Source organism: Streptomyces tuirus, assembly GCF_014701095.1.
GTDB classification, from domain to species: domain Bacteria; phylum Actinomycetota; class Actinomycetes; order Streptomycetales; family Streptomycetaceae; genus Streptomyces; species Streptomyces tuirus.
The window spans coordinates 7,296,592-7,322,633 of the sequence record NZ_AP023439.1 but is presented as its reverse complement, the minus strand read 5'-3'; the positions used below and the strand labels follow the sequence as shown (position 1 = coordinate 7,322,633).

Below are 26,042 nucleotides of genomic sequence, written 5' to 3'. Positions count from 1 at the left end.
CGAGGCTCTGGCACCCGGTCCACGGGCCGACGCTCTGGCACTCGGCCCATGGACCGCGCCCCAAGCGTCCGCCCCGTAGACCGCGACCCTGGCTCCTGGCCCGGGGGAGCCGGATGCCCCTGCACCGTGGTGGCGGGCACCCGCCCCCTGGCCCACGCGCGCGGCCGCGCACCACCGCCCCGGCACTCGGACCGTGCACCAGGCACCCGACCGACGGTCCGTGACCCCGGCATCCGGCCCATGGAGCGCGCACGCCGGGCGTCCGCCCCATAGACCGCGACCCTGGCGCCCGCCCCAGGCCCCGGCGCCCGGCCTGTACAGCCGGGTGCCGCGCGTCAGCCCGTGGCCGTCCAGCTGTGGGCGACGTCCACGATGACTCGGTCGTCGAGCTGCTGCACCCGGAAGGGCAGGCGGGCCCGGACGCCCAGCCCGATCTGGGTGTCGCCCTCGAAGCTGCCGGCGAACCGGGTGTCCCGGAAGGTGCGGTACCCCGTGAGGTTCACGCCCGGCAGGGGGCGCGCCACCCGGCCGGGGTACGTGGCCGCGCCGGTCTCGGGGTCGTACGCGGGCGCGGACACCCGGACCTCGATGACGGCGCCGCCGGCCACCGGTATCCGGCGGCCCGAGCCGTCCTGGTGGAGCCGGTCGACGTACTGGACCCGGTAGCCGACGCCGCTGCCCGCGCCGGGCACGTCGACGACCATCCGGTCGAAGCAGGTGTGCCGGCCGGTCCTGACGTTCGTCAGCGGTGCGACCGTGGCGCCGGCGTCGGTCTTGGCGAGGCTTCCCCAGCCGGTCGGACACGCCGTGGCGCGGGAGGTGGACTGCGCGCCGGCCGGGACGGCCGCCACGCCCACCGTGGCGCCCACCAGTGCGAGAGTCACGCATGCTGTTCTGATTCGTCCCATTACCGCCCCCGAGGCTTGCATTCCGCTGGTATCGGGTGAGACGGCCGGGCGGACCGAAAGGTTGCGCTTGCCGCGACGGACGGACGACCATGGCACATCCTGGTGGGGAGCGATTGATGTCCGGTGCGTCCGTACCGGGAGGACGCGACATGGATGAGGCAGCCGCCGTACCGGACGGGCCGCAGTCGGCCGCCGGCCGGAGCCGGGACGGGGCTGACGGCCGGGTCCCCGGCGGGGACACGAGACGGATCGAGGACGCCCTCACGGACCCGCTGGTGGAGGCCGTACGGGACCTCGACGGCTACGGCGGTCTGGTCTATCTGCGCTCACGCGACCGGCGCTCGCTCGTGCTCGCGATGGTCGCCGGCGTGCCCCGCTCGCTGCTCAAGAGCTGGTGGCGGGTGCCGGTGGGCGGTGCCCTGCCGATGGCGGAGGCCTACCGGCGCGACGAGACGCTGTGGCTCCCGGACGAGCGGGCCACCATGGTGCGCTTCCCGCACTTCACCGCCGGCCTGCCCTACTCCTTCGGCTCCGCCTACCAGCCCATCCGGGCCGGCGGCGAGGCCGTGGGTGTCCTGGTCGTCCTGCGCTCGGCGACCCGGCCACCGATGGAGGCGGAGGCGGTCACTCTCGCGCTGCGCCCCGCGGAACGGGCGATGGAGGAGCGCCTCGACCACCTCGCCGCGAGCCGGCCGGGCCCGGATGCCGCCCCCTGTCCCATCGAGTACGACGACGAGCCGATCAGCGTCCGGCTGCCCACCTCCGCCGCCCGCCCGGTCCGGGTCGGGCTGATCGACTGGGACCTGGACAGCGACCGCTGCACCGCCGACGACGAGGCCCTCGAACTGCTGGGGATCGACCGGGCGGACTACGGCGGTGGCATCGAGGACGTGGAGGCCCGGGTCCACCCCGACGACCTGCACGAACTGCGCGAGAGCCGGTACGACGCCCTGGCCGACGGCCGGGTCAGGTCGCGCCACTTCCGGGTGCGGGACGAGTCCCGGGGCGAGGGGCAGACCGGGTACCGGCCGGTCGAGCTGTGGGGCCACCTCGTGCACGGCGGCACCGGCTCCGCGCGGATCCTGGTGGGCGCCCTCGTCGACGCGGGCGGCGGGATCACCGCGGCCGAAGCGGCCGAGCGGCTGCCCGACGGGCTCTTCTCGCTGGACCAGGACGGCCGCCTGACGTTCGCCAACCGCCGCTGCGAGGAGCTGCTGGGCTCCGGCCGCGAAGACCTCTTCGGCCGCTACCCCTGGGAGGTGGTCACCTGGCTCCGGGATCCCGCCTACGAGGACCGCTACCGGGCGGCGATGCTCTCGCAGGAGCAGGTGTCCTTCCTCGTGCGGCGTCCCGACGGGAACTGGCTGAGCTTCGTGCTGTACCCGGACGTGCACGGGCTGACCGGCCGGGTCTTCCCGACCGGCCCGCCGCCCACCGGCGCCGAGCAGGAGCCGCAGACCGGTACCGCCACCGGTCCCGCCCTCACGGCCGGCGCGCCACCGCCCGGGCCGGTGGCCGCGGCGCGGGCCGGAGCGCTGTACCACGTGGTGCAGATGGCGAGCGTGCTCACCGAGGCGGTCACCGTGCGGGACGTCTGCCGGGCCGTGTCCGAGCAGTTGCTGCCCGCCTTCGGCGCCCGGGAACTCGCCCTGTACACCGTCCGCGACGGCCGGATGTACCTGCTGTGGGAGTCGGGCTACCCGGAGGACTTCCTCGCCCCGTTCGAGGGCGTCACCCTCGACACGCAGCTGCCCGGCGTCCACGCGCTGACCACCCGGCTCCCCCTGTTCTTCGAGTCTCCCGAGGACCTCTCCGCCGCCTATCCGGGCATCACCCTGGACCGCATGCAGGCCTGGGCGTTCCTGCCGCTGATCGCCTCCGGCCACCCCGTCGGCTCCTGCATCCTCGGCTGGGACGCCCCGCACCGGTTCACCCCCGACGAGCGGTCCGCCCTCACCGCGCTGAGCGGCCTGGTCGCCCAGGCCCTGGAGCGGGCCCGGCTCTACGACGCGGAGTCCGCCGTCGCCCGCGGCCTCCAGGAGGGGCTGCTGCCGCACCGGCTGCCCGCCGTCGAGGGCCTGCGCACGACCGGCCGCTATCTGCCCGGTACACAGGGCATGGCGATCGGCGGCGACTGGTACGACGTGATCACCACCGGCAGGGGCGTGGCCCTGGTCATCGGGGACGTCGAGGGGCACAGTGTCGGCGCCGCCGCCGTGATGGGGCAGTTGCGCAGCGCGGTGCACGCCTTCGCCGCGAGCGAGCGGCCACCGCAGGAGGTCATCACGCACACCAACCGGCTGCTGGCCGAGCTGGAGTCGGACGTCTTCGCCACCTGCTGCTACATCGAGCTCGACCCGGCCACCGGACGGGCCCTCGCGGTGCGGGCCGGCCATCCCCCGCCGCTGCTGCGCCACCCCGACGGACGGGCCGAGACGCTCGACCTCGCGGGCGGCGTCATGCTGGGCGTGCAGCCCGACTCGGTGTACCCCGTCACGGAGCTCACCCTGGCCCCCGGCAGCGTTCTCGCCCTGTACACCGACGGGTTGGTGGAACGGCCGGGCAGTGACATCGAGACGGGCATCGAGGCGGTCCGGCGCACGCTGTCCGAGACTCCGGCGGACTCGGTGGAGCATCTCGCCGACCGGCTGGTGGGGACGGCCCTCCAGGCCCGGGAGCGGCCGGACGACGTGGCGCTGCTGCTGACGGCGTACCGCTGATGGCGGCGCTCGGCACCGGGCACGCTGCCCGGACGCCCGGGCGAGTCGGCGAAGGGACGTACGAAACGGCGCGGAGTACGGTGGGCGGGACCGGCGAACGAGGCGGTGGTGGCGGTGGAGTGGCGGCGGTACGCCGAGCAGATGGCGCAGCTCGCCCGGGACCTGGTCGCGCAGGATTCGGTGCAGGCGACGCTGGACGCGATCTCGTCGTCGGCGGTGAAGGTGATCGAGGGCTGCGACGCCGCCGGGATCCTGACGGTCTCGAAGGGCCGGGCCGTGACCCTTTCCGTGTGCGGTGACATCGTCGTCGAGTCGGACCGGCTGCAGGGCGAGTTCGGCGAGGGGCCGTGCTTCGACGCCGCCCGTCGCGTGGACGGGGAGCGGTTGTTCCGGATCGCCGACATGACCCGGTCGCAGCCGTCCTGGCCGCGGTACAGCCGGGCGGCCCGCGAGCTCGGCATCGGCAGCATGACCGGCGTTCTGCTCTACACCGACGAGGAGGACTTCGGCGCGCTGAACCTCTACTCGCGGACCCCGGGGGCGTTCGGCGAGGACATCGAGGCCGCGGGGTGGCTGCTGGCCTCGCACGCGGCCGTCGCGCTGGCGACCGCCCGTACCGTCGACCAGCTCGAAAGCGCCCTGGACACCCGGCACGCCATCGGTGAGGCCATGGGGATCCTGATGGAACGCCATGGGATGAGCGAGGACGAGGCGTTCGGCGTGCTGCGGCGCGTCTCCCAGGACCACAACCTCAAGCTGCGCGACGTGGCCCAGCGGGTCCGCGCCGACCAGCCCGACCAGCCCGAACAGGTCTGAGGGCCCGCTTCGGCCTCACGCTGCTTCGGCCGCACGCCGCTTCGCCTCACGCCGGTTCGCCGCGCAGGCGGGAGGCGCGCAGGAGGAGCACCGCGATGTCGTCGGTGTGCCGTCCGGTGGGTGTGGTGTGGCGGACGAGCCGGTCGATGAGCCGTTCCAGGTCGTATCCGTCGGCGGTGTCCAGGTGCCCGGCGAGATCGGCCGTGGTGCGGGTGACATCACTGCCGGGGAGTTCGACGAGGCCGTCGGTGTAGAGGGCGAGGGTCGTGCCGGGAAGCAGGGGCACGGTGGTGACCGGGTAGTCGTCGCCGGTGTCGATGCCCAGCAGGGGGCCGGGTTCGACGTCCAGGACGGCGGCGGGGCGCCCGGCGTGGCGCAGCAGCGGCGGTACGTGTCCCGCGCTGGCGAAGGACGCCTGCCCCCGGCCCAGGTCGAGGTGGGCGTAGAGGCAGGAGACGAGCAGTTCGGTGTCGAGGTCGGACAGGAGCCGGTTGGTGCGGGCGAGGACCTGGCCGGGGGCGGCGCCGGCGGTGGCGTGGGCGTGGATGGCGGTGCGGACCTGCCCCATGAGGGCGGCGGCGGCGACGCTGTGGCCTTCCACGTCGCCGATGACGGCGGCCGCGGTCGTGTCGTCGAGACGCAGGACGTCGAAGAAGTCCCCGCCGACCTCGGTGCCGTGACCGGCGGGCAGATAGCGGGCGGCGACGTCGAGACCGGGCAGCCGCGGCAGGGCGCGGGGCAGCAGGGCGCGCTGCAGTTCGTGCACCAGCCGGTGTTTGGTGTCGTAGAGCCGGGCGCGGTCGAGTGCCTGGGCGATCAGGCCGGACAGTGAGGTGAGCACGGCGCGTTCGTCGGCGGTGAAGGTGTGCGGCCGGACGTAGGACAGGATGCAGCAGCCGACCGGGCGGCCGGAGATGATCAGAGGGAGGAACGCCCAGGCCTGCTTGCCGCTGATCTGGGGTGCGTCCGGGTAGCTGGCGGCGAGTTCGGCGGGGTGGCCGAAGAAGGCGGGGGTGCCGCTGGCGAGGACCTGGCCTGCGGGGGTGAGGTCGGTGTCCAGGGACAGGGCGTCGAGCCGCTCCATGACGTCGGCCGGGTAGCCGTGGTAGCCGGTGATCTTCAGCCGTCCGGCGTCGACTCCGGACAGCACGAGGCCCTGGGCGCCGAAGGCGGGCAGGATCTGGTGGGCGATCAGTGCGACGAGGTCGCGCACGGTCACGGACTCGGTGAGCGCGGCGGCCAGGTGTACGAGCTGGTAGAGGCGCCCCGTGGGTGCGACGACGGGCGGCCGTGCACCGGCGGGCTGCGGCGGGGCCTCGGTCCGCTCCGCGCTCGGCAGGACGCGGACGCTGATGCCGCTGGTGTCGGGGTAGAGCTGGAAGGTCAGCGGCTGGTCGGGCGGGCGGAGCGCGGTGAAGGAGACGGGGGCGCGGCTGACGAGGGCCGTGCGGTAGTGGTCCTCGTAGACGGGGTCGTCGAGCCAGGGCAGGGACTGCCAGGGCCGGGTGCCGAGGAGCCGGTCGGCGTCGCGGCCGAGCAGGCGGGCCGCGGTGGCGGTGACGAAGGTGATGCGGCCTTCCAGGTCGAGGGCCGCGGCGCCCTCGGGGAGGCGTTCGAGGTAGTCGGCGGCGGCCAGACCGGTCTGTGCGGGGTGGCGGGTGGCGTCCACGGGCACGGCGCGCGGCTGGTCGGGCAGGGCCGGTGGCCGGGGGGCGTCGTCCAGGAGGCGGGCCATGCGGTGGGCGCTGGAGGTGATGTGGCCGCGTTCGCGGGGCGAGATCCGGCGCGGCCGGCCGGCGGGCCACATCAGCACGAGGCCGCCCCAGGAGCGCCGTACGCCGGTCAGCGGGACGGCGGCCAGGGCGAAGGGGTAGGGCAGGACGGCGGCGGCGCGGGGGTAGCGGCGGGCCATCTCCTCCTGGCCGGCGACGCTGACCAGGGTGTCGTCGTGGATCGCGTCGGCGACCGGGACCGGCGCGGTGAGGGGCAGCCGCTGCCAGGGAGCGGAGAAGGCCAGCGGCAGACCGCACAGGGCCACCAGGCGCAGCACCGGCTCCGCCTCCTCGAGGAGGTAGAGGCCGCCGATGGAGGCGCCGGTAGCGCGCACGGTGCCGGCCAGCGCCACCCCCAGGGCGTCGTCCAGCGATCCGGCGCCGTGGGGGTATGCCGTGCTGCCGGGCATGGTGTCCTCCCGCTCCTACCCGGACGCTACGCCTGGCGGAGCGTACGGGCATGTCCCCCTACGGGTGCCCGGTTTGTTGCTGAATGTGCAGGCCCGGGGCGTGGGCACCGGACTGCCCAGGGGCGGCGGTGCGGCCGTTTCGTGCGGACGGCCGTGCACGCGGGCACCGGCTGGCAGAATCGGGAGCCCTGGAGGGCATCGGGAGGCCGCCTTGCTGACGCTGAGATCGCAGGACCCGCTGGCCGTCACCGTCACGGAGGCGATCCGGACCGGGGACCTGCCCGGGCTGGGGCGGCTGCTCGCCGACCATCCCGGTCTGGCCACCGCGCGCGTCACCGAGCAGGGCGAGGACGGCAAGGGCACGCGCACGCTGCTGCACATCGCGGCCGACTGGCCCGGTCACTTCCCGAGGGGTGCGGAGGTCGTCGCGGCTCTGGTTGCCGCCGGGGCCGACCCGCGGGCCCGCTTCGACGGTGCGCACGCGGAGACGCCGCTGCACTGGGCCGCCAGCAACAACGACGTACCCGTGCTGGACGCGCTCATCGCGGCCGGGGCCGACATCGACGCGCCCGGGGCGGTGATCGGCGGTGGCAGCCCGCTCGCCGACGCCCGGGGATTCGGCCAGTGGCGCGCCGCGCACCGGCTCATCGAGCACGGCGCCCGCGTCACTCTCCAGGACGCCGCCACGCTCGGCCTGCTCGACCGGGTCCGGGCTTTCGTCGAGGCGGACGAGCCGCCGTCACCGCAGGAGATCACCAGCGCCTTCTGGGGCGCCTGCCACGGCGGGCACCTGCCCACCGCGCAGTACCTCCACGACCACGGCGCCGACCGCCACTGGCGCGGCTACGACGGCATGACACCGCTCGACATCGCCCGCGCCCAGGACGCCGACGACGTCGTGCGGTGGCTGCGCGACCTGGACACGGAGGAACAGACCTCCGGCGAGGCCCCTCACAGGCAGTAGCGCACGAGCCATTCGTCCTGGTTGTAGGCGGTGCGCGCCGGGTCGGGCACACTGGCCGCCCGCTCCTCGACCATGTCCTCCACGCGCACCGGCTCCGGAAGTGTCCCGAAGCGGGCCCGGCGGGCGGCGCCCTCCGCCTCGCTCCCCTGCTGCGACGTCGCCTCGTCCACGGCGATTCCCCTCTCCGGCTGGTCGGTCCGACCGTTCGGCCCTTGGTGGGCAATGAGTTGACGTGTGACAGGGGCGCTTGGTTCCCGTCGGGTGGCTCAGCCGTAGAAGTTGCGCTGCCAGCGGTGCCCGGCGAGGGTGGCGAGCTGCTCGTCCGTGAGCGGCCGGCCGTCGCTCAGGGCGGTGTTGCGCTCGACGTTGCGGACGCTGCGCATCCCGGGGATGACGGTGGAGACGGCGGGGTGGCTCAGGACGAAGCGCAGCGCCGTCTCGGCCATGTCGTCCGCGCCGATGCCGAGGTCGGCGCAGATCGCCGTGACACGCCGTTCGACCTGGGCGGGCCGGTCGTCGCGGAAGTAGCGGTTGCGGAAGTCGCCCTCGGGGAAGGCCGAGCCGGCCGTGATCCGTCCGGTCAGTCCGCCCTCGTCCAGGGCGACGCGCACGATGACGCCGACGCCGTGTTCCGTGCAGGCGGGGAACAGGTTCTCGGCCGGGGCCTGGTCGAAGATGTTGTAGATGACCTGGACGGTGTCGACCGTGCCGCTGCGCACCAGACGGACGGCGTTGGCGGGCTCGTGGTCGTTGACCGACACGCCGAAGAGGCGGATCTTGCCCTCGCGCTTCAGTTCCTCGACCGTCTCCAGCCACTCGCCGCGGCCGACCCATTCGTCGTTCCACACATGGAACTGCACCACGTCGAAGTGGTCGAGCCCGCTCGCGCGCAGGCTGGTCTCCAGGCTGGCGCGGATGTGCTCACCGGGGAACGCCTGCGCGGGGTCCACCCCGTCCGGGGCGGGCCACTGCCGGTTCAGCGGCGGCACCTTGGTGGCCACGAGGATCTCGTCACCGGCCCGTTCCCGCACCACCCGGCCGACGATGCGTTCGCTCTCCCCGTAGCCGCGGGCGGTGTCGATGAGGTTCACGCCGAGGTCCAGGGCCCGGTGCAGGGCGCGGACGGACTCGCTCTCGCTGGCGCCGACCCAGGCGGACTCGCCGATGCCCCAGGCGCCGTAGCCGATCTCCGACACCGACAGTCCGCTGCGTCCCAGTTCGCGATAGCGCACGCTGCACCTCCACGGCACGGTGGTCCCCCGACGGGCCGATGCCGCCGGCTGCGCCGACCCTAGGCGATCACCCGCCGGGGATCACCCCGATTTTCGTCGGGCGAACCGGCTTGTTCGACCCTACGAACTTTCAACTCGGTTGTTTCCCTTGCGCCTTCACAGTGATAGGAAACCTTCCTATCAGTTCTGCACGGCCCGCTCTTCCAACCCCCCACTCCGCTTGGAGGCACCGTGAGACACCCCTCGGCCCCGGCCACCCGCCGCACCGTGCTGGCGCTGTTCGGCGCGGCTCTCGTGACCACCCCGCTGCTCCAGCCGTCGCACGCCACGGCGTCCGCGCGGGCGACCGGGCTCGACGACCCGGCGAAGAAGGAGATCGCCATGCAGCTCGTGTCGAGCGCGGAGAACTCCTCGCTCGACTGGAAGGCGCAGTACCAGTACATCGAGGACATCGGCGACGGCCGCGGCTACACGGCGGGCATCATCGGGTTCTGCTCCGGCACCGGCGACATGCTGGACCTCGTCGAGCTCTACGCCGCCCGCAAGCCCGGCAACGTCCTCCAGAAGTACCTGCCGGCCCTGCGCGAGGTCGACGGCTCCGACTCGCACGACGGGCTCGACCCCGGCTTCCCCGGCGACTGGCGCCGGGCGGCGCGGGACGCCGAGTTCCGCCGGGTCCAGGACGACGAGCGCGACCGGGTGTACTTCGACCCGGCGGTCCGGCAGGGCAAGGCGGACGGGCTGCGGGTGCTGGGCCAGTTCGCGTACTACGACGCGATCGTCATGCACGGCGACGGCGGTGACCCCACGAGCTTCCGCAACATCCGCAAGCGGGCCCTGCGGACGGCGAAGCCGCCGGCGCAGGGCGGTGACGAGGTGACGTACCTCCACGCGTTCCTGGACGCACGGGTGTGGGCCATGAAGCAGGAGGAGGCACACAGCGACACGAGCCGGGTCGACACGGCCCAGCGCGTCTTCCTGAACCGGCGCAACCTCGATCTGAACCCGCCGCTGGACTGGAAGGTGTACGGCGACAGCTACCACATCGGCTGACGCCCCGGTCCGGGAAGTGGTCCACCAAGCAGGCACGGAAGTGGACTCCTTCCCGGGCCGCCCGGCTCCCTAGCGTCGCCCCCATGAACGCCACCACCACACGCGGAGCCCTGCTCGCCGCGCTCGCCTGCGTCCTCGTCGGAGGGTCCTTCACCGCCAACAGCGTCCTGGGCGACTACCCGTACGCCGGCGGCCAGTTCCTGCGGTACGGACTGGCCTGTCTGTTACTGCTCCCCGCCGCCGGGAAGGGCGCCGCCGACCGGCTGCGGGCCCTGACACCCCGCCAGTGGGGCCGTCTCGCCCTCCTCGCCGCGGTCGGCATGGTCGGTTTCAACCTGGCCGTCCTGGCCGCCGAGCGCACGGCGGAACCGGCCGTGCCCGGCGTGTTCGTGGGGTGTGCGCCGGTGGTCGTCGCCGTACTCGTCCCCCTCCTGGACGGGCGAGGGCCGCAACGACCGGTGCTGTACGGGGCGTTGCTAGTGGCCGTCGGCGCCTTCACGGTGCAGGGCTGGGGGCGCACGGACAGCACGGGCATCGCCTTCTCGGTCTGCGCCGTCGCCGCGCTGGAGTCGGCGGTGATCGGGCTGCTGGCCGACGGGGGCGGGTGGCTGCGGCGGCCCGACGGCGTCGAGACGGCCGCGCTGCTGTGGCAGGCGGTGGTGGTCACCGTCGTGGGCTTCGTGTGCTGGTACATGGGCATGCAGCGGATCGGCGCGGAACGCGCCACCCTGTTCTCCGGCCTCATCCCGGTGGCGGCGGCCTGCACCGCACCGCTCGCCGGCACGGGCTCCTACGGACTCCCACAGGCGGCGGGCAGCGCACTGGTGGGGCTCGGGGTGGCACTCGGGTCGGGGGTGCTGAGGCGCGCGGCAGGCGAGCGCCGTTCACGGGAGCGGGCCTTTCGGGGGAACGGGCGGCCGGAGTACCGCGGCGTCCGCGTGCCTGAAAGGCCGGAATGAACCCGCGCGCATCTAATGGACGGCATTGACCTCCCGGCCGACTCAGGAGACGACGTCCATGCCGCACAGCCGCACCGGTGAAGGGGACACGAAAGCCGTGCGCGGGGGTGTGCTGCGGCGGCTGGGCGAATGGTGCGCACGCCACTTCGTCGTCGTCATCATCGCCTGGCTGGTGGCGCTGGTGGCGCTGCAGGTCATGAGCCGTGAGTTCGGTGGGGAGTACTCCGACAACTTCAGCCTGCCCCAGGCGCAGGCCCAGAAGGGCCTGGACGTGCTGAAGGCGCACGATCCCCAGGCCGGCGGCTACAGCAGCCAGATCGTGGTGCACGACGACCAGCAGCCCCTGACGGCGCTGAGCTCCCAGATGTCGACCACGGTCGCCGATCTGGAGAAGCTCCCGCACGTGCTGTCCGCCCAGAACCCGCTGACCGCCCCGGCCACGCCGAGCGGTCAGCAGAACGTGGGGCCGCTGTCGGACGACAAGAAGACGGCCTACATCACCGTCCGTTTCAACGTGCAGCCCTCGACACTCGGCGACGACTACCTCAACGGCGTCGACACCGCCGTGCAGCCGTTGCGGTCGGCCGGAGCGCAGGTCGAGTACGGCGGACCGCTCGGCGAGCTCGCCCGGCCGTCCGCCGACGACCGGGTGAGCGAGCTGATCGGTTTCGGCGTGGCGGTCATCGTGCTGCTGGTCGGGTTCGGAAGCGTGATCGCCGCCGTCGTCCCGCTGCTGAGCGCGCTGATCAGCGTCGTCGGCGGTCTCGCCATCCTCGGGCTGCTGGCGGCGGCCTTCACCTTCGCGACGGTCTCACCGACCCTGGCCACGATGATCGGCCTCGGTGTCGGCATCGACTACGCCCTGTTCATGCTCACGCGGCACCGGCAGAACCTCATCGACGGCATGGACCCGGTGCGGGCCGCGGGTCAGGCCGCGAGCACCAGCGGTCATGCCGTGCTCGTCTCCGGCTGCACGGTGATCATCGCGCTGGCGGGCCTGTCCGCGTCCGGGGTCTCCTTCATCGCCCTGCTCGGTGTCGCCGCCGCCGTCACCGTCGTCTCGGCCGTCGTCGGCGCGCTCACCCTGGTGCCGGCGCTGCTCGGCCTCATCGGCCGGCACATCGACCGCTTCCACGTGCGCAAGCCCATCGCCGAGACCGAAGCCGGCGCGGGTGACACGCCGCAGGGCACCTGGCACCGGTACGCGCAGCGGGTGGAGCGCAGACCGCTGTCGTTCCTGTCGGCGGGTGTGGCCGTGGTCGTGGTCCTCGCGATCCCGTTGTTCTCCATCCAGCTCGGGCACATCGGTGACGGCGCCGACCCGACCTCCTTCACCGACCGACGGGCCTACGATCTGATGTCCGACGCCTTCGGGCCCGGCTCGAACGGCCCGCTGACCGTCGTCATCGACCAGACGAACGTGCCTCAGTCGCAGCGCTCCGCCCTGGCCTCGAAGGCGCAGCAGTCGCTCGACAAGGTGCAGGGCGCCGCCGCCGTCACCCCCCTGACGCCCACGCAGGACGGCGACGTCCTGATCGGCACGGTCTACTCGACCGTGTCCCCGCAGAACGCCAAGACCACGGACCTGACGAACCGTCTCGTCGACGACACACTGCCGGACGTCGTCCAGGGCACGGACGCCAAGGGGTACGTCACCGGTACGACGGCGACACAGGTCGACTTCCGTGACATCGTCGCCTCCCAGCTGCCCGTGATCATCGCCGTCGTGGTGGGTCTGGCGTTCCTGATCATCCTGGCCGTGTTCCGCGGGCTGCTCGTCGCCGTCAAGGCGGCCGTCCTGAACGTGCTGTCGATCGCCGCGTCCTACGGCGTGGTCGTCGCCGTCTTCCAGTGGGGCTGGGGCGGTCCCGCTCTCGGGGTCCACGGCAAGGTGCCCATCGAGAGCTATGTGCCGATGATGATGTTCGCCATCGTCTTCGGTCTCAGCATGGACTACGAGATCTTCCTGCTGTCGCGTGTCCACGAGGCGTGGATCCGCACCGGGGACGCCAAGGGGTCGGTCGCGCACGCCCTGGAGATCACGGCCCGGGTCATCACCTGTGCCGCGCTGATCATGGTGAGCGTGTTCGCGGCGTTCCTCCTCAGCGACAACATCGTGGTCAAGATGCTCGGGCTGGGGCTGGCCGTCAGCGTGCTCATCGACGCGACCGTCGTACGGCTGCTCATGGTGCCGGCGGTGATGACGCTGCTCGGGCGGCATGCCTGGTGGATGCCGCGGTGGCTCGACCGGGTGGTGCCGCACATCGACGCCGAGGGGTCGAAGGCCGAGGCGCGCTCCGCTTCCTGACGGCGCCGGGGGTCAGTGGAGCACCAGGTGGACGAGGGCGACGGTGCCGACCGACACGATCAGCGTGCGCAGCACGGCCGGGCTGAAGCGGCGTCCCGTTCTGGCTCCGATGAGGCCGCCGAGCGCCGAGCCGGCGGCGATGAGCAGGACGGCTGTCCAGTCGAAGCGGGCGAAGAACAGGAACACCACGGCGGCGACGGTGTTGACCACGGCGGCCAGCACGTTCTTGACGGCGTTGAGCCGCTGGAGCGTCTCGTCGAGCAGCATGCCCATCAGTGAGATGTAGATGATGCCCTGCGCGGCGGAGAAGTAGCCGCCGTAGACGCTGGCCAGCGTCAGCCCGGTGAACAGCAGGGGGCCGCCGTCACGGCGGACGGGGCCCTGTCCTGCCTCGCGGCGGCGGCGCACTCTCTTCGCGATCCAGGGCTGGCACGCCACGAGCACGAGGGCGAGGCCCACCAGGACCGGCACGATCCGTTCGAACGCCGAGGCGGGCAGGGTCAGCAGCAGTACGGCGCCCGCTAGGCCGCCCAGTACGGCGCCGATGCCGAGCAGCAGGACGCGCCGGCGCTGGCCGCGCAGTTCCTCGCGGTAGCCGAGGACCGCGGTGATGGAACCGGGGATCAGGCCCAGGCCGTTGGACACCGTGGCCGTGACCGGGGGCATGCCGGTGGCGAGCAGCACCGGAAAGGTGATCAGCGTTCCCGAGCCAACGACGGCGTTGACGGCCCCGGCGCCCGTGCCGGCGGCGAGCACGGCGGCCATCTCCCACGGCGTCACGCCGCCCCTCCGCCGTGGTTGCCGTTCCAGATGAGGTTCATGGGGCCACGCTAGAGGGTGGGTGTTGCGGCGGCGGTCGAAGGGTGCCGGTGGGCGCCCCTGGCCGGACACGGAACGGCGGCGGGATCCGGTGGGATCCCGCCGCCGTCACCGCCTCACGCCGGGGCGTGATGTCCAGCCGCCTCACATGTGGCTGCGCCTCACCCGGCGGAGGACGACGAAGCCGGCGATGACCAGCACGGCGCCCGCCGCGGCCGGCCAGAGCTGGGCTCCGGTGTCGGCCAGGCCGCCCTGGCCGACCGCCTGGGGCTCGGTCCGGGACGGGGCCGACGGGGTCGGTGCGGCACTGGTCGCCTGGCCCACGGCCTGGGAGTCGCCGAGGCCGTCCTCGTCGTCGCCGTTCTTCGAACCGCCGCCCTGCCCGGCGGCGTTGCCGCCGTCGGCGGAGGCCGTCGCCTTCACCTCCGGCCGGGCGCCACCGGGCGCGGTGGACGCGTCGCCGGGCTCCGGCTCGGCGTCCGGCTCGTCCGCCGGGGGCTTCGCGTCCCCGCCCTTGCCGTCGTCGCCGTCGTCGCCGTTGTCACCGGGCTTGCCGCCGCCGTCGCCGTTCTGCGGGGCGTCAGGCGTCTTGGTCGGCTCCTCCTGCGGGGCCTCCTCGGTCTTCGTCGGCTCTTCCTGAGGCGCCTCGGGGGTCTTCGTCGGCTCCTCCTGCGGGGCCTCGGGAGTCTTGGTCGGCTCCTCCTGGGGCTCCTCGCTCGGCGCCGGGTCCTGCCCGCCGTCCGCTCCGGCGCCGCACTTACGGCCGTCGTTGATGCAGTCGACCATCTCCTTCATCAGATCCTCGTCGAAGATGTTGATGAAGTCGCCGTGGTCGGTGACCGGCTTGTGCAGCTGCTCCGGGAAGGAGTCGACGGCGAACAGCGGTGTCGTACTGCCGCCGTCCTGCAGGCTCGGCGCGTCGATGTCGTAGACGATGCGCTGGACCAGCTGCGGGATCGGGCGGAAGCCGGACGGGCAGTTCCCGGCGGCGTCCGCGAACGCCACGTGGGTACGGTGGTTGGCGCTGTCGATGTTGCGGCCGTCCCAGCAGCTCTGGAACTTGAAGGTCCGTACGACGTCGCTGCCCTGCGGGCACAGCGGGTACTTGTCCTTCAGCTGCCGGTCCTCGAAACCGGTGCAGCTCCACGAGGCGTTGGCGTTGGCGGGGCCGTTGACGAACGACTTGGCGTCGCCGGTGATGATGCGCAGCAGCCGCGGCATGGCCGTGACCTTCTCGCGCGGGTTGCCTACGAACGTCAGCGTGACCTGCTTCGGCGTGACGATCTCGCCGGCGTTGCCCTCGATGCCGCCGCCCGGCTTCTGGGCGTCCTGCTCCTGGGTACCGTTCTGCAGGCGCACCACGGGCCAGTAGTAGGACGACTTGTCGCCCTGGTCGTCGCAGCTGGTCTCGGCCTTGGCGAGGTCCTGGTCGCTGGCGAAGGCGTTGTTGGACTGGTTGCCGACGTAGTCGTGGAAGTGATGGGCGCCGTTGGTGACGCCCGGGGCGGCGATGATGTTGTCGGAGTTGAACAGGCCGTTCTCGTTCACTCCGCAACTGGTGGCGAAGGAACCGCCGGACGCGCCGCCCTTGTCGTTCGCGTTGGGCTGGACGCTCTTGATGTCCGCGAAGTCGGCGGCGACGGGGCCGTTGCCCGCCTGCCCGCCGTTGGCGCCCTGCTCCTGGCCGGCCTGGCCCTGCTCCTCGGCGGACTGTCCGTCACCGGCGTCCTGGCCTTCGCCCTGCGCGGGAGCCTCGTTGCCGGCCTCGACGGTGCAGGCGGCCAGGGCCTCGAGCCCTTCGGGGCGGTCCCCGACGCGGTCGATGGCGATCGCGATGCGCTCGAGGGTCGCGGCCCGCTTCTCCTTCAGCGGGTTCACGACCGCGTTGTCGGCGAAGCCGGGGTCCTGCTGCACCTGCTGGGCCGATTCGCTCAGCTGCTGATAGGCCTTGGCTATCTGCTCGTCGAGGAGGGCGAGTTCCTTGTCGACCTCCCCTCGCGCCTGCTCGGGGACGGAGGTCAGTTTGCTGCCGACGTCCGGGCAGTCGATCGTCGCGCCCGCGGCCGCAACCCCCGTGCCGGACCGCGTCCCGGCGGGGTCACCGCCCGAACCTCCGTCCGTGGCGGAGGCGTAGACGTTCGCGGCCATCAGGCCGCCTCCGCCCAGGATCAGTGCGAATGCGGCGAAGGTCGCGCGTCGTGGGCCGGTAGGGCGTCTTCGCGTGTTGCGTGCCAAGGGTGCTCTCCTGCGCTTGTGGCGTGCCGGGCATGAAAATCCCCTCGCCCCATACGTACGGGAGCGCCGCTGTGTTCACTCCCCTCGAGAACTTTCGGGGAACTCTCATGAAGCCCCCGCCGGCCCGGGCCCCGCCGGACGGTGCCGCTCGGCGGGGAAGCGAGCACTTCTGTCTTCGATCACGGTCAATGGCAGCGCTCCCTGTTGCACGGGCTGCACCACGCCACTTCCGTACCGTTCAGAGCCGGCCGAGTTCCTCCGTGGTGCGTCCGAGGTAAGTGGCCTCACCCGGCTCGGGGATGTCGATCTCCGCGAAGCCCATCCGGTCGTAGAAGGCCCTGGCCCGGGTGTTGGCGGTCGCCATGGAGAGGTGGACGGCCGGCACCCCCCTGTCCCGGAGGGCCCCCAGGAACGTCCGCATCAGGCGGCGTCCGTGACCGCGGCCCTGCCAGTCGGGCAGCAGGTCGATGTGCAGATGGGCGGGATGGGCGGCCAGTTCGGGCAGCACCATCCGTTCGGGGTGGTGCAGCAGGCCCGCGATCGCCTCATCCGGGGTGCGCGGCGGCCGGGGAGGTTCCGGGTAGTGGTCGGCGACCAGGGGCAGCCACCTCGCGCGGAAGGCCTCGGCGAAGCGCGGCGTGTCGGCCGCTCCGAGGATGTAGCCGACCGCCCGTCCGTGCCCGTCGTCCAGCACGAAGACCAGGTCCGGCTCCAGATGCGCGTACGGTGCGGCGAAGGTCACCGGGAAGATGCCCGGGTCCGCGTAGTGGGGGCGGCTGTCCTCGCCGTGGTGCGCGGTGCGGATGCAGATGTCGTCGAGGGCGGGACGGTCTGCGGGACGGTACGGACGGATGGCGGGCGATGGGGTCATGGCTGCATCGTGCAGGGTGTGGGAGCGCTCCCTCAACCTCTTTCGGAGCAGCGGAGGCGTCCGGCTCGGACGGACTCGGCTTAAGGGCCCGACCCGGGGTTACCCGGCTCACATGGTGAAGCTGCATATTCCGGGACGTAAAGAGCACGACGAGGCCGAGACCCCACCTCCCCAGAGCCCGCGCCCCGGCCCCGGGGCGGACGGCCGGGAGTCTCCCGAGGCCGAACGCCGCGACGCCCCCGCCCCCGCTTCCGAGGAACCCGGGCCGGACGCCGAGGTGGAGCGTGCGGCGCCGGACTCGCCGACCGAGATGCCCCGGAAGTCGTGGGTCGCGGTCCTGAAGGGGAGCCTGCGGGAGTTCAAGGACGACGAACTGACCGACCGGGCGGCCGCGCTGACGTACTACGGCGTGCTGGCGATGTTCCCGGCGCTGCTGGTGCTGGTGTCGATGCTGGGCCTGACCGGCCGGTCGACCACGGACAAGGTCACCGAGAACGTCCGCGAGCTCGTGCCCGGCTCGGCGGGCGACATCATCACCCGGGCCGTCGACCAGTTGCAGGGCAGCGCCGGCATCGGCTCGCTGATGGCGGTCGTCGGTCTGGTGCTGGCCGTGTGGTCGGCGTCCGGCTACGTGGGGGCGTTCATCCGCTCCGCCAACGCCGTCTACGACATGCCCGAGGGCCGGCCGGTGTGGAAGCTGCTGCCGATGCGGGTGGGCGTGACGGTCGTGCTGCTGCTGATGGCCGTCATCAGCGCGCTGATCGTGGTGTTCTCGGGCAGGCTGGCGCAGCAGGCCGGAGACGCCCTGGGCATCGGCGACACCGCGCTGACGGTGTGGTCGATCGCCAAGTGGCCCGTCCTGGTCCTGCTGGTCGTGACCATGATCGCGATCCTGTACTGGGCGGCCCCCAACGCCAAGGTGAAGGGGTTCCGCTGGATCACCCCGGGCAGTTTCCTGGCCCTGCTGATCTGGATGGTCGCCTCCGGCGGCTTCGCGGTCTACGTGGCCAACTTCGCCTCGTACAACAAGACCTACGGCACCATGGCCGGTGTCATCGTCTTCCTCGTCTGGCTGTGGATCACCAATCTGGCGATCCTGCTGGGTCTGGAGTTCGACGCGGAGACGGTGCGGCAGCGGGCCATCGCGGGTGGGCATCCGCCCGAGGCCGAGCCGTACACCCAGCCGCGTGACACCCAGGCGTGGGACGAGCAGGACCGGCGCCGGCTGGAAGAGACCTGACCCGGTGGTGGGCCGGACCTCGTGGGGGCCGGATCTGGTCGGCCGGGTCAGCCCATGAGGCCGGCGGCCACCGTCGCGCCCAGCTCCCAGCACCGCTCGAGGTCGCCCTTGTCCGGCTCGCCGGTCACGGTGACGGCCTCGGCGGTGCGGCGCCAGCCCAGGCCCGTGGTGACCGACTCGATCCCGCGGACCGCGCCGGTGACGTCGTTGCCGCCGTGCACCCAGTAGCCGAAGGGGCGGCCGCGGGTGGCGTCCAGGCACGGGTAGTAGACCTGGTCGAAGAAGTGCTTGAGGGCGCCGGACATGTAGCCGAGGTTCGCGGGAGTGCCGAGGAGGAAGCCGTCGGCGGCGAGGACGTCCGAGGCGGTGGCGGACAGCGCGGGCACGCGGACGACCCGGACGTCCTCGATGTCGGGGTCCGTCGCCCCGGAGACGACGGCTTCGAACAGCGCCTGGCAGTTCGGCGAGGGCGTGTGATGAACGATCAGCAAGGTGGCCACGGCACCCGACCTTGCCGCCCGGGCACGTGTCACGCAAGCCCGGGCCCCGTCACCGCGTGCGGTGACGGGGCCCGGACGTCGCTGTCGCTCGCCGCCGGTTCCCGCGACGGCGGGTCGGCAAGCAGGCCGCTCAGCGGTTGCCACGACTGCGCGTCAGCAAGCACGCCGCTCAGCAGTTGCCACGACTGCCCGTGAACAGGCAAGCCGCTCGCCGGTTGCCGCGACGGCGGGTCGGCGAGCAGGGCCGCTCAGCGCTTGCCACGACTGCGGGTCGGCAAGCAGGCCGCTCAGCGCCTCTCGCGACTGCGCGTCAGCAGCGCCAGGCCGCTCAGCGCTTGCCACGACTGCGGGTCGGCAAGCAGGCCGCTCAGCGCCTCTCGCGACTGCGCGTCAGCAGCGCCAGGCCGCTCAGCGGTTGCCGCGGCGGCGGATCAGCAGGCAGGCCACGAGGACGGCGCCCGCGCCCGCCAGTAGCGCGGCCCGGTGGTCGCGCACCTGCTGCGGAGCCTTGTCCTGCCAGACCTGCTCGGCCTGTGCGGCCTTCTCCTTCGCCCCCTGAGCGGCGGCGGCGCCCTTCTGCTTCACCGGCTCGGGCAGCTTCTCCTCCACGGTGTGGGCGACGTGCGCGGCCTTGGCCCTGGCCTGCCCGCTCCATTCCTGGGCCTTGGCCCCGGCCTGCTCCTTGACCGCGACAGCCTTCTCCCGGGCGCGGGCCTTGACGTCGGCCCGGTCCGCCAGGGCCTGGACGGTGTCGCCGAGTTCGTGGCGGGTCTGCTCGACCTGCTCGCGCAGTTCCTCCTGGCTGCGGGCGGTCGGCTCGTCGTGCGGGGGCTGGGTCATCGCTGTGCACTCTCCTTGATCTCGGCCACGTCGGCCTTCACGCTGTCGATGGTTTGCTGCGGGGCGGGCGGGGTGGCGCTGCGCACCTGCTTGCGGCCGGCCAGCGCCGTGAGGCCCGTGGCGACGGCCAGTACGCCCGTGACGATCAGCGCCGCCGCCCACACCGGCAGCGGTACGGCCAGGGCGGCGATCACCGTGGCGACCAGAGCCTGGAGGGTGACGAAGCCGAGTACGCCGGCTCCGCCGAACAGGCCGCCGCCCTTGCCGAAGCGCTTGCCCTTCTCGGTCATCTCCGCCCGGGCGAGCCGCATCTCACCGCGCACCAGGTCGGTCAGTTGCTCGGTGGCCCGTTGCACCAGCTCACCCACCGGCTCGTCCCCGGCCGCCGGCGCGTTCCCCGAGCGGGGAGCGGCGGGGGCCGTGCGGTGCGTGTCCGCCATGGCGATCACCTCCCGTTCCGTAGTTCGGGGCCGGGTACCAGCGCCGGCGGAAAAGACACCTGCTGGGACAAGTTGCGATGACGATGAGTGAGCGGCGCGAGATCCGGTACCCGTCCGTCGCTCACGTACGAGAGAGGGAGGCATCGCCTTGTCGCAGGTAGAGGAATCCATCGAGGTCCGCGTGCCGGTGCGCACCGCGTACAACCAGTGGACGCAGTTCGAGTCGTTCCCCGAGTTCATGGACGGTGTCGAGCGCATCGAGCAGCGCACCGACACCCTCACGCACTGGGTGACGAAAGTCGGCGGCCAGGCGCGGGAGTTCGACGCGGAGATCACCGAGCAGGTCCCGGACGAGCGCGTCGCCTGGACCACCGTGGGCGGCGAGGCGCGGCAGGCCGGTGTGGTGACGTTCCACCGGATCCAGGACGACACGACGAAGGTCATGCTGCAGATGGACTTCGACCCCAGTGGTGTGGCCGAGACCGTCGGCGACAAGCTCGGGTTCGTGAAGCGGCAGGTCTCCGGTGACCTGGCCCGGTTCAAGGAGTTCATGGAGGCCCGCGGAGCGGAGACGGGCGCCTGGCGCGGCACGGTCTGACCAGGTGTGCGGCACGGTCTGACCAGGTGTGAGGAGGCCGCCGCCCCGGCACGGGGTGGCGGCCTCCCGCTCTGCCCGCCCGCTACGCCACCACGGGCGCGGCGATACCGCTGCGGAAGAGCCGCCGGGCCTGCCCGCTCAGGTCGCCCAGGCGCAGGGCGAGTTGTGCCGCGGCGTCGTAGAGGGCGTGCACGGCTGCGAGGCGCTCCAGACGGGGTGCCAGGGCCGACAGGGCGATGGCCAGGGCGACGCCGGCCCAGGCGACGGGGCCGAGCGGGGTGCAGCCGAAGAAGTGGCTGACGCCCGGGGTCTGGACGAGGGCGGCGAGGACCGCGGCGGAGCCGAGGGCCGTGACCCACACCAGGGTGCTGTGGCGCCGTCCGGAGAGGGTCTGGACGAGCTGGGCGCCGACCACGCCGCACAGGGCCATGGTGGTGGACCGGCGTTCGGTGCCGGGGGTGAGGCGGCCGATGAGGTACGCCGCGACCGCGCCGAAGCAGGTGGTGATGCCGCGGCGGCGGATGGAACGCAGCAGGGGCGCGCCGAGGACGTCGAGGCCCATCGGGCCGGTCGCGGCGTGCTCGGCGGTCGAGGGGTCGCTGCTCGGTGTGACGGCCACGGCCATGGCCGGGAACATGTCGGTGAGCAGGTTGACCAGCAGCAGCTGACGGGTCGACAGGGGTGAGGAGCCGGCGAGCAGGGTGCCGAGGACGCTGAAGCCGACTTCGCCCGCGTTGCCGCCGATGAGGATGCTCACCGCGTCGGCGACGCTGCGCCACAGGGCCCGGCCCTCGGCGACCGCGTCCACGAGGACGGACAGGTCGCCGGTGGTGAGCACGAGGTCGGCGGCGTTGCGGGCGGCGGCGGAGCCGCGGGACTCCACGCCCACGCCGACGTCGGCGGCCCGGATGGCGGCGGCGTCGTTGGCGCCGTCGCCGGCCATCGCCACGACCCGCCCGGCCTGTTGCAGGGCCTCGACGACGTGCAGTTTCTGCTCGGGGGCGACCCGGGCGATGACGCCCGCGCCGCGCAGGACCCGGACGCGTTCGCGGCGTTCCATGGCGACGAGTTCGTCTCCGGTCACCGCCTCGGTCTCCTCCGGCCAGCCCAGTTGCAGGGCGATGGCGCGGGCGGTCTCCGGATGGTCGCCGGTGAGCATGACGGGCAGGATGCCGGAGCGTCGCAGCTCCGCGAGCAGGGCGTGGGAGGTGTCGCGCGGGACGTCGGCGAGGGCGACAAAGCCGCTGAACTCCAGGTCCGCGAGCGGCAGGTCGAGTTCGGCCTCGGCGTCGTCGGCCCGGCAGGGCCGGCGGGCGACGGCGAGGACGCGCAGTCCCTGCCCGGCCAGTTCGTGGGCGGTGTCCCAGGTGTCGCCGGGAAGGTCCCGGCAGGCGGGCAGGATCGTCTCGGGGGCGCCCTTGACGACGAGCAGTTCCCGCATGTCCGGGTCGGTGTCGCGGCCGACGGCGGCGGCGTAGCCGCGGCGGGTCTCGAAGGGCAGTTCGCCGGTGGGTGCCCAGCCCGGGTCGGGCGGGGCGACGTCGAGGACGGCCTCGTCGGTCGCGTGCGCGACGCGGCGGCCCTGCCCTGTCTCCTCCTGCGGGCAGGCCCGCGCGGCCAGGCGCAGGACCGGTGCGGCCCGGTCGTCGTCGGTGGCGACGACGGTGCCGTCGGCGGTGGCGACGCGGACCAGGCGCAGCTTGTTCTCGGTGAGGGTGCCGGTCTTGTCGAAGCAGACGGTGTCGACCCGGCCGAGCGCCTCCAGGGTGCGCGGGGTGCGGACCAGGACGCCGCGGCGGGACAGCCGGCGCGCCGCCGCCATCTGTGCGACGGTCGCGACGAGCGGCAGGCCCTCGGGGACGGCGGCTACGGCGACCGCGACACCACCGCTGACGGCGCGCCGGACGGGGCTGCCGCGCAGCAGGGACAGCCCGGTCACGGCCGCGCCGCCGGTGAAGGTCACGGGCAGGGCCTTGCGGGTCAGTTCCTGGAGCCGGGCCTGGACGCCGGCGGGGGGCGGGGTGCGGGCGGCGAGGGTGACGGCCCGGCCGGCCTCGGTCTGGTCACCGGTGTCGACGACGAGCGCGGTGGCCCGTCCGGCCACGACGGTGGTGCCCTCGAAGACCATGCAGGTGCGCTGGGCCACCGGCAGGCCGGGGGTGGCGTCGACGGACTTGGTCACCGGCAGGGACTCGCCGGTGAGCGCCGACTCGTCGACCTCCAGGCCGTCGACGTCCAGCAGCCGGGCGTCGGCGGGGACGACGTCGCCGGCGCCGAGGGTGATCTCGTCCCCGGGGCGCAGCCGGGCGGCGTCGACGGTGACGGTGCCGGTGCCGCCGTTCTGCTTGCGGGCCTTGGGCTGCTGCCGGGCGGCGAGCCGGGCCAGGGCCTGTTCGGCGCGCAGCCGTTGAAGGCCGCCGGTCACCGCGTTGAGGTCCATGGCGCCGACGACGAGCAGCGCGTCGACGACCGAACCGAGCAGGGCCGAGGCGACGGCGCCGGTGGCGAGGACGGGCGTGAGCGGGTCGTCGAGTTCGCGGCGTACGGCACCGGCCGCCTGCCACGTCCAGCGGGCGGGGGCGAGGGCCGGGTGCCCGGTCAGGCGGGCGGCCCGCTGCTTCGAGCGGTCGGCGAGCAGGGCGAGTCCGCGGGGCTCGCCGTCGCGGTCGGCGTGCTGCAACCGGTCGCGTGCCTCGTGGGGTTCCAGGGCGTGCCAGGGGATGTGCAGCCGGGGGGGCGGTGGGGTCGCCCGGGCGACCCGGACGGCTTCGAGCCAGCCGGTGAGCAGGGCGTTGGCGGCGGCGATGTTGACGGGGGCGTGCCGGGTGAGGGGCCACAGGAGGTGACGGCCCGGGGGCTGCCCGCCGCGGGCGACGAGGAGCCCGGAGAGGGCGGCGCCGGCGCGGGCCAGGGTCTGCGACCGGCGTCCGACGCGCCGGGCCGAGGGGATCGCCGTGAGCAGCCGCCAGACGTCGGCGAGGCCGCCCGGTGCCAGGACGTCGACGCCCCAGGAGACGGCTCCCCGTCCGTCGGCGAGGGCGATGGCCACGTCTCCGGCGGGCAGCCCGGCCGCGACGTGTCCGTCGCCGGACTCGTCCAGGCGGGCGACGGTGACGACGACGCGCCCCTCGTCCTGGAGGGCCCGGACGACGTCTCCGAACGGCTTGGCGCTCGGCGCGACCTCGTCGGCGAGGCGGGTGATGTCCTTGAGGTCGGTGCCGCCCGCGATGACGACGTGCAGTCCTGCCCTGCGGGCGGCGTCCAGCACGGCCTCGGCGTAGGGGTGAACCGGGTCGTCGGGCAGGTCGTCGTCGGTGTCGGGCCGCAGGCTGCGCAGGGCGTCGGCGTGCAGGACCAGGGCATCGGCGATCTCGAGCTGTCGCAGGCGTTCCCCGTTGCGCAGGAGGATCCCGGCGTGGGCGAGGAAGGTGCCGAGGGTCGCGCCGAAGGCGGCGGGGCCGTACCGGGCCGCCTTCGGGGATCCGGCGAGGACGGCTTCGGCCGCGTCCCTCGCGTTGTGGGTGACGAGGAGGGTGGCGGCGGCGCCGGCGAGGCTGCCGGTGCTGGCGTGGGAGGCGTACTCAGCGGCGGGGGTCACCTTGAGCGGCGGCCTGGTGTCGACGGGGCAGGGCAGGCTGGTGCGGCGCTGGTGGCAGACGTCGTCGTGCAGCCTCTCGAAGGCCGCTGCCCTGGCCACGGCTTCGGTGAGCTGGTTGCCGCGCAGGATGCCGTCGAGGACGAGGGCCGGCGGGGTCTGGCCGATGCCGTGGGCGGCGGCGTTGGCCGCGGCGAGGACGAGTTCCATGCCGGACGTGCCGAAGCGCTGCCGGAGCAGGGCCCGGAAGCGGGGGTTCTCGCGCAGCAGCGTGACGGTGGCGGTGATGATGCGCGAGGCGGGCGGCAGTCGCAGGGACCGGCCGGCCAGGGCACCGGCCGTTCCCGCGACGTCCATCAGGATCGCCGCGGCGGTGACGCGCACCTCGGTGGGATCCCCGGGGTGGCTGGTGTCCCGGATGTTGGGATCGGCTCCCTCGACCAGGCCGAAGCGGGTGGCGAGCTCGGTGGCCCGCTCGGTGACGCGGTCGGTGACGGCGTCCTCGGCCACGGTGACCACCAGGCGGGACAGCCCGCCGTCCCAGTAGGCCGTGAGTACGTCCGGGTGCTCGATCAGTTCCTCGGCGATCCGGCGGGCGAGGGCCGCCGCGTCGCCGTCGGGGCGCCGCAGCGCGAGGTGGAGGCGTTGCCCGGCCTTCCAGTGCTGTCCGCCGGTCAGGGCGTTGCGCGCGACGTTGCGGACGCGGCGCGTGGTGTCGTAGGCGGACGTCACCGACCGGGCGGCGCTGCGGGCGGCGCCCGCGGCCGCCTCGGCCACGGCGCCGGTGAGCGGGGTGACGTCGAAGAGTGCGAGCATCTGCTGCCGTCCCGACTCAGCCGGTGGGGCGGCTGTCGCCCGCGTGCCCGTTGGACTGCTCCTCGTGGTGCGCGGTGGCCTCGGCGACCTGCTTGAGCGCGGAGGCGGTGGCGGTGTCCCCGACCTTGGCGGGCTGTTCGTGAACGTGCTGTTCCGGCTGCTCCTGGCGGTGGTGGGAGGGGGTGAGTCTGCCGCCCGGGCCGTGCTCGGAGGTGTCCTCGTCGTCGCTGCCCGTCCTGGCGGGGCGGTGGCCCCCGGCCTCGGCGGTCTGTGTGCCGCCGTTCGGTGCGGGGCCGTCGGGCCGCTGTGCGGGCCTCGGCCGGGTCAGCCAGGCCACGGCCGCGCCGGTCACCGCCACCGGCCACTCCACGACTCCGGCCACGCCGAGCACCCCGGCGCCCGCGTAGACGGCCATCCGGCGGCCTCGCGGCGAGACCGCGCCGATCCTGTCCAGGGCGTCCGTGGCCACCTTGCCCACCTGCTCCGCACCCGGCAGATGGCCGAGGCCCGAGGCCACGGCCCGCAGCGGCTGCGGAAGTCCGGACGAGCGTGATGTCTCCTGGTTCATGCCGACCTCCACAAGCGCGTCGTCCAGTGGCGTCATCCGGTTTCCCACGCCTTTGCCCCATATTCCGTCTTGGGCGGGTTATGCGCTTGTCTTGTTCGGCCGGGGTGTCAGAGGACCGTCTGGCCGTCGTGGACTCCGCCCATGCAGCGCTTGGTGTACCCCTGCGAGCCGTCGCCCACGGCGGAGATGACGATCATGCCGCCGCCCGCGACGCACTGGCTCGCGGTGACGTCGGCGGGCAGAGCGGAGGCGGACACCGGCACGGCGAGTGCGGACGCGGCCAGGGCGGCGAGCAGGGTGTACGGCAGCTTGGGCATCGGGGCTCCTCCAGGGCTGGTCGGCCGGGCGGTCCGGCCGGTATCAGCCTCGCGAGGGCGC

General features: G+C 73.3%; 21 protein-coding genes. 8 read left to right on the top strand and 13 right to left on the bottom strand.

The genetic code is table 11. The features are described 5' to 3' along the window. Positions 1–335 precede the first annotated feature (335 nt). The gene (locus IGS69_RS33290) at positions 336–908 is read right to left on the bottom strand and encodes an AMIN-like domain-containing (lipo)protein (protein ID WP_190904156.1); all 573 of its coding nucleotides are present in this window, start codon (positions 906–908) and stop codon (positions 336–338) included. A 149-nt stretch (positions 909–1,057) separates the two neighbouring features. Between IGS69_RS33290 and IGS69_RS33285 the strand changes: the two genes are divergently transcribed. Together IGS69_RS33285 and IGS69_RS33280 are read left to right on the top strand one after the other, a co-directional pair. After that, a complete protein-coding gene (locus IGS69_RS33285) occupies positions 1,058–3,628 on the top strand; it encodes a SpoIIE family protein phosphatase (protein ID WP_190904155.1) in 2,571 nt (856 codons plus the stop codon). Between the two features lie 114 nt (positions 3,629–3,742). Beyond that, positions 3,743–4,444, top strand: coding sequence for a GAF and ANTAR domain-containing protein (locus IGS69_RS33280; protein ID WP_232543822.1), 702 nt, complete (start codon positions 3,743–3,745; stop codon positions 4,442–4,444). 46 nt (positions 4,445–4,490) lie between these two features. Here IGS69_RS33280 and IGS69_RS33275 read toward each other — a convergent pair whose 3' ends face one another. Then, entirely contained in the window at positions 4,491–6,626 is a 2,136-nt protein-coding gene (locus IGS69_RS33275) for a SpoIIE family protein phosphatase (protein WP_190904154.1), read from the bottom strand. A gap of 211 nt (positions 6,627–6,837) precedes the next feature. Between IGS69_RS33275 and IGS69_RS33270 the strand changes: the two genes are divergently transcribed. Next, positions 6,838–7,590 carry an ankyrin repeat domain-containing protein gene (locus IGS69_RS33270; protein WP_232543708.1) on the top strand — a complete coding sequence of 251 codons (753 nt, stop codon included), beginning with the start codon at positions 6,838–6,840 and terminating at the stop codon, positions 7,588–7,590. Here IGS69_RS33270 and IGS69_RS33265 read toward each other — a convergent pair. Further along, the gene (locus tag IGS69_RS33265; RefSeq protein WP_030853560.1) at positions 7,578–7,760 is read right to left on the bottom strand and encodes a hypothetical protein; all 183 of its coding nucleotides are present in this window, start codon (positions 7,758–7,760) and stop codon (positions 7,578–7,580) included. The two genes, IGS69_RS33270 and IGS69_RS33265, sit on opposite strands and share 13 nt — an antisense overlap. A gap of 96 nt (positions 7,761–7,856) precedes the next feature. Further along, entirely contained in the window at positions 7,857–8,822 is a 966-nt protein-coding gene (locus IGS69_RS33260) for an aldo/keto reductase (RefSeq protein ID WP_190904153.1), read from the bottom strand. A 231-nt stretch (positions 8,823–9,053) separates the two neighbouring features. On the opposite strand from IGS69_RS33260, the gene IGS69_RS33255 reads away from it, so the two are divergent. The 3 genes from IGS69_RS33255 to IGS69_RS33245 all read left to right on the top strand — a co-directional run bounded on the left by IGS69_RS33255 (position 9,054) and on the right by IGS69_RS33245 (position 13,142). After that, on the top strand, positions 9,054–9,875 hold the full coding sequence (locus IGS69_RS33255) for a chitosanase (protein WP_190904152.1): 822 nt from the start codon (positions 9,054–9,056) through the stop codon (positions 9,873–9,875). A gap of 83 nt (positions 9,876–9,958) precedes the next feature. Then, complete coding sequence (locus IGS69_RS33250) at positions 9,959–10,834, top strand: EamA family transporter (RefSeq protein ID WP_190904151.1); 876 nt, start codon at positions 9,959–9,961, stop codon at positions 10,832–10,834. Positions 10,835–10,892: 58 nt separating this feature from the next. Then, complete coding sequence (locus tag IGS69_RS33245; RefSeq protein WP_190904150.1) at positions 10,893–13,142, top strand: MMPL family transporter; 2,250 nt, start codon at positions 10,893–10,895, stop codon at positions 13,140–13,142. Positions 13,143–13,154: 12 nt separating this feature from the next. Here IGS69_RS33245 and IGS69_RS33240 read toward each other — a convergent pair whose 3' ends face one another. From IGS69_RS33240 to IGS69_RS33230, 3 genes are all read right to left on the bottom strand, one after another. Next, on the bottom strand, positions 13,155–13,922 hold the full coding sequence (locus IGS69_RS33240) for a sulfite exporter TauE/SafE family protein (RefSeq protein WP_190904149.1): 768 nt from the start codon (positions 13,920–13,922) through the stop codon (positions 13,155–13,157). 183 nt (positions 13,923–14,105) lie between these two features. After that, positions 14,106–16,109 (bottom strand): DUF1996 domain-containing protein, encoded by a 2,004-nt coding sequence (locus IGS69_RS33235; RefSeq protein WP_232543707.1) that lies wholly within the window; start codon positions 16,107–16,109, stop codon positions 14,106–14,108. Between the two features lie 325 nt (positions 16,110–16,434). Beyond that, the gene (locus IGS69_RS33230; protein WP_190904147.1) at positions 16,435–17,067 is read right to left on the bottom strand and encodes a GNAT family N-acetyltransferase; all 633 of its coding nucleotides are present in this window, start codon (positions 17,065–17,067) and stop codon (positions 16,435–16,437) included. Positions 17,068–17,179: 112 nt separating this feature from the next. Between IGS69_RS33230 and IGS69_RS33225 the strand changes: the two genes are divergently transcribed. Beyond that, positions 17,180–18,307, top strand: a complete 1,128-nt coding sequence (locus IGS69_RS33225) for a YihY/virulence factor BrkB family protein (protein WP_190904146.1) — start codon at positions 17,180–17,182, stop codon at positions 18,305–18,307. Positions 18,308–18,354: 47 nt separating this feature from the next. On the opposite strand, the gene IGS69_RS33220 is transcribed toward IGS69_RS33225, so the two are convergent. From IGS69_RS33220 to IGS69_RS33210, 3 genes are all read right to left on the bottom strand, one after another. After that, complete coding sequence (locus IGS69_RS33220; RefSeq protein ID WP_232543706.1) at positions 18,355–18,807, bottom strand: flavodoxin family protein; 453 nt, start codon at positions 18,805–18,807, stop codon at positions 18,355–18,357. Positions 18,808–19,215: 408 nt separating this feature from the next. Continuing rightward, positions 19,216–19,647, bottom strand: coding sequence for a DUF3618 domain-containing protein (locus tag IGS69_RS33215; RefSeq protein ID WP_190904144.1), 432 nt, complete (start codon positions 19,645–19,647; stop codon positions 19,216–19,218). Continuing rightward, positions 19,644–20,087, bottom strand: coding sequence for a phage holin family protein (locus IGS69_RS33210; protein ID WP_190904143.1), 444 nt, complete (start codon positions 20,085–20,087; stop codon positions 19,644–19,646). The genes IGS69_RS33215 and IGS69_RS33210 overlap by 4 nt, the downstream gene beginning before the upstream one ends. A 148-nt stretch (positions 20,088–20,235) precedes the next feature. Here IGS69_RS33210 and IGS69_RS33205 point away from each other — a divergent pair, with 148 nt between their 5' ends. Then, positions 20,236–20,685 carry an SRPBCC family protein gene (locus tag IGS69_RS33205; RefSeq protein ID WP_190904142.1) on the top strand — a complete coding sequence of 150 codons (450 nt, stop codon included), beginning with the start codon at positions 20,236–20,238 and terminating at the stop codon, positions 20,683–20,685. 82 nt (positions 20,686–20,767) lie between these two features. Here the strand turns inward: IGS69_RS33205 and IGS69_RS33200 are convergent, their stop codons facing one another. From IGS69_RS33200 to IGS69_RS33190, 3 genes are all read right to left on the bottom strand, one after another. Continuing rightward, a complete protein-coding gene (locus IGS69_RS33200; protein ID WP_190904141.1) occupies positions 20,768–25,096 on the bottom strand; it encodes a cation-translocating P-type ATPase in 4,329 nt (1,442 codons plus the stop codon). A 16-nt stretch (positions 25,097–25,112) separates the two neighbouring features. Further along, a complete protein-coding gene (locus tag IGS69_RS33195; protein WP_190904140.1) occupies positions 25,113–25,664 on the bottom strand; it encodes a hypothetical protein in 552 nt (183 codons plus the stop codon). A gap of 107 nt (positions 25,665–25,771) precedes the next feature. Then, positions 25,772–25,981, bottom strand: coding sequence for a hypothetical protein (locus tag IGS69_RS33190; protein ID WP_190904139.1), 210 nt, complete (start codon positions 25,979–25,981; stop codon positions 25,772–25,774). Positions 25,982–26,042 lie beyond the last annotated feature (61 nt).